We start from the raw sequence: 3,893 nt of genomic DNA, 5'->3' as shown, positions 1-3,893 counted from the left end.
ATCGCGCTGGCCCACCGCACGGACGTGGCACCGCCCCGGGCGGCCCGGGAGCTCCAGCGCATGCTGCTGGAGGCTGACCCGGGCAGTCTCCCCGGCGCGCCCGCCGGGCAGGCGTGAGGGCGCGCCGGTACGCGTGAACACCCGCCTGTAGGCGTGAGGGCCGAGGCACCCGCGCTCCGGGCTCACACGGCGTCGGCCAGTACCAGCGAGTGGATACGGTCCGGAGCGCCCGGGCGGGCGTAGTACCAGCCCTGGCCGGTGTCGCAGCCCAGTTCCCGCAGTTGTTCGGCCTGGGCCGCCGTCTCCACGCCCTCCACCGTCACCGCCAGGTCCAGGCTGTGCGCCAGGGTGACGATCCCTTCCACGATCTTCAGGTCGACGGGATCGGCCGGGTGCCGCTGCATGCCCCGGGTGAAGGACCGGTCGAGCTTGAGCACGCTGACCGGGAGGCGGCGCAGGTTGGCGAGGTTGGAGTAGCCGGTGCCGAAGTCGTCGAGAGCGATGTCGACGCCCATCTCCGCGAGCTGGCGCAGCGGTTTGAGCAGTCCGTCGTCGGCGCCGATCAGCGCGGACTCGGTGAGCTCCAGGCAGAGGGCTCCGGGCTCCAGGCCGGACCGTTCCAGCACGTCCACGGTCTCGGCGACGAGCCGGGGGTGGTGGAGCTGGGTGGGCGAGAGGTTGACGTTGATCCGCAGCGGGCCGCCGTCGGTGTGCCGCTCCTGCCAGTGGTTGGCCTGGCGGACGGACTCCTCCAGCACCCAGCGGCCGAGCGGCACGATGAGGCCGGTGTGCTCCGCGAGCGGGATGAACTGGTCCGGTCCGAGGATGCCGTGCTGCGGATGCAGCCAGCGGACGAGAGCCTCCGCGCCGTGCACGCTGCCGTCGCCGAGGTGCACCAGCGGCTGGTACTCGATGAAGAACTCGCCCCGCTCCAGGGCCGCCGGGAGCGCGGTGGTGAGCCCGTGCCGGGTGATGGCCCGAGCGTCGGCCTCCTCGTCGGCGAGCTCGAAGCGGTTGCCGCCGGCCGATTTGGCGCGGTACATCGTGATGTCCGCGCTGCGCAGCACCTCGGCGGCGCTGCGGATGCCGGAGGGGCCTTCGACGACCCCGATGGAGCCGCGCACCGTCAGCTCCCGCCCCTCGATCCGGATGGGGGTGGAGAGCACGCTCAGGATGCGGCAGGCGAGGTCGCCCACCTCCCGCGCCGTGTTCGGGCCGGTGGTCAGCGCCACGAATTCGTCCCCGCCCAGCCGTGCCACCATCTCCCCCTGCGCCGTCGCGCAGCTCTGCAGCCGGTCCGCGACCTCGACGAGCAGGCGGTCGCCCGCCGCGTGGCCGAGGCTGTCGTTGATCGCCTTGAAGCCGTCGAGATCGAGGTAGCAGAGCCCGAAGCGGGTGCCGCCCTTGGCCGCCACCGCCTTCTCCAGCCGCTCGAAGAAGAGCGTCCGGTTGGGAAGTCCGGTGAGCGCGTCGTGGGTGGCCTCGTAGCGCAGCCTCAGGTTGAGCAGCCTGCGCTCGGTGGTGTCCTCCATGAGCGCGAGCTGGTACTCCGGGCGCCCCTCGGAGTCGCGCAGCAGCGACACCGTGAGGTTGGTCCACAGGACCGTGCCGTCGTTGCGGAAGTAGGGCTTCTCGACGCGGTAGTGGTCGCGTTCGCCGCGCACCAGCTCGTGGTAGTACCGCCAGACGTGCGGGGTGTCCTCCGGGTGGGCCCAGTCCGTCAGCTTGCGGCTGCGGACATGGCTGTCGAGACCGCCGAACATCCGGGTGAGGGTGTCGTTGATCTCCATCACGTTGCCGTCGAGGTCGGCGATCGCGATGCCGATGGCCGCCTCCGCGAAGACCGCCTGGAAGCGGGCCTGCGTCTCGTGCAGCACCTGCTCCGCGTGCGAGCGGGCGGTCAGGGCCGAGCGGGCGATGGCCTCCTGTTCGCCCAGGGTCCGCTCGCGCAGCGCGTGGCTGTACCCCCCGGCCAGGGCGTGCTGGATGCGCGCACTGCGGGCCCGGCCGTCTTCGGTCGAGAGCCCGGCGGGGCCGTTCCCGCCGCAGTAGAGCACCAGGTACGCGTCGATCACGCCGAGAGTGGCCGTGAGGGCGTCGGGGTCGGTGCAGTGGGCGGCGACGAGCGCGGTGCCGACCTGCTGGGCGGGTGCCGCGTCGAACGGGCGGGCGTGCAGGGTCTCGTTCAGCGCGCGCGCCAGGGGCAGCAGGTGCGCTTCGAACTCGGGACGGGTCAGCGAGGTGGCCGTCGACGGGAAGATGGCCCGGCTCCAGATCGTGGCGAAGCGCCGGAGCCGGCCCTCGGGACCGTCCGGTTCCTCGTCCGGAGCTCCGGACTTCTGGGCGGGGATGCTCACGCCTTGCGCCCCACACCGGCGTAACCGGAGAACGCGAAGGGATCTTCGGGCTCACCGGCCGTCGCGGGGTCGGGCCGCCAGTCCGGCATCGGCACCAGCCCCGGGTCCACGAGTTCGTACCCCTCGAAGAAGCGGGCCACCTCGGCGGGCGAGCGCATGATGAGCGGGTTGCGGATGCTGCTGTACACGCCCACGGCGCCGCCCGCCTCTTCCCGGGTGAGCGGGATGCCCTCGTACGCGGCGTGGGTGACCACGAGCAGGCTCCCCGGGGCGAGCGCCTCGCGCAGCTCGGCGACGGCGGCGTACGGGTCGTCGGAATCCTCCACGAAGTGGAGTACGGCCACCAGCAGGAGGGCCACCGGCCGTTCCAGGTCGAGCAGTTCGCCGATCTCCGGGTTCTTCAGGATCTCCTGCGGACGGCGCAGGTCGGCGGCGACCACGGCGGTGCGGCTGTCACCGGCGAGAACCGCACGGCTGTGCGCCACCGCGACCGGGTCGTGGTCGACGTAGGCGACGCGCGCGGCGGGATCGGCGGCGTGGGCGACCTCGTGGACGTTGCCGAAAGTCGGTATGCCCGAGCCGATGTCCAGGAACTGGGTGACGCCCGAGGCCACCGCGTAGCGCACCGCCCTGCGCATGAACGCGCGATTGGCCTGCATGATCTTGGGCAGACCAGGCATGAACTCCATCGCCCTGCGGGCCGCTTCCCGGTCCACCTCGAAATTGTGCGAACCGCCCAGATAGAAGTCGTACATGCGGGACACGCTCGGCACCGATATGTCTATGCCTTGCGGTGCCCAGGCGGGACGCTCCATCGATGTCTCCAACAAGTCGCCACGGCGATCCGGCCATGTTCATGGTCAGTGTTGAGCAGAGGCTACTGACCGACCGCCAAGAGAGCGAGTGGAAACGGAAATTCGCGGTCCGTTATTGGTCACACCCTGGTGACAGGTGTGACCACCGTACGTATCCGCAGGTGGACGCGGAGCGACGGGAGTTCCCATCGGGATACCGAGCAACGATCCGGAACTGGCCAACTCTCCAACAGTGTTGAATCGGACACCCCGAGGTCTTCATATCACATATCGCCCCATGCCCTTCCACGGGCATCCCCGCCCCGCTCTCGCAACGCCACCGCCCTTTATCAAAAGGCGAGTTGTCCGCCACCGACGGATACCGACCCGCCGGTAACCGGGAACGACGAACCCGCGCCCTCCGCGCGGCATTTCGGGCCACACCCAATGACCGACACCAACGGGAGGACGGGCCCACCGGCCCGCTCCACCACTCCGCCGACGGCGAACACCCGCCGTGGAACGGGAAGTCGGCACTCACTGTCCGTCAGCCGCTGCTCACCGAAAACAGTCCGCGCGGTCCGGGTCGCACGCCCGCCCGTGGACCGCACAGCACGCTTCCACCCTTCCGTACAGGAAAATCGCCGTACGGCGCCGCGGCGGCGCTCGGCCTGGTCCTCCTCGTACTGCTCGCCGGAGTGTCGGCCGTGTACGTGAGGCTCAGCCGCGCCGAGGACGAGTA

At 70.6% G+C, this 3,893-nt stretch carries 2 protein-coding genes and 2 pseudogenes; 2 read left to right on the top strand and 2 right to left on the bottom strand.

Translation table 11 applies throughout. The features are described 5' to 3' along the window. Window positions 1-117: pseudogene (locus ACWD3D_RS34405) on the top strand (LysR family transcriptional regulator); the annotation flags it as partial. A 65-nt stretch (window positions 118-182) separates the two neighbouring features. Here ACWD3D_RS34405 and ACWD3D_RS34400 read toward each other — a convergent pair. Continuing rightward, a complete protein-coding gene (locus ACWD3D_RS34400) occupies window positions 183-2,357 on the bottom strand; it encodes a putative bifunctional diguanylate cyclase/phosphodiesterase (protein WP_451464623.1) in 2,175 nt (724 codons plus the stop codon). After that, entirely contained in the window at window positions 2,354-3,172 is an 819-nt protein-coding gene (locus ACWD3D_RS34395) for an SAM-dependent methyltransferase (RefSeq protein ID WP_451464622.1), read from the bottom strand. Before ACWD3D_RS34395 ends, ACWD3D_RS34400 begins: the two co-directional genes overlap by 4 nt. Window positions 3,173-3,798: 626 nt before the next feature. Between ACWD3D_RS34395 and ACWD3D_RS34390 the strand changes: the two are divergent. Next, window positions 3,799-3,893: pseudogene (locus tag ACWD3D_RS34390) on the top strand (sugar ABC transporter permease); the annotation flags it as partial.

The organism is Streptomyces sp. NPDC002690 (assembly GCF_053592415.1).
Note: the sequence above shows the minus strand (reverse complement) of the source record. Positions and strands in the feature narration are given on the sequence as shown.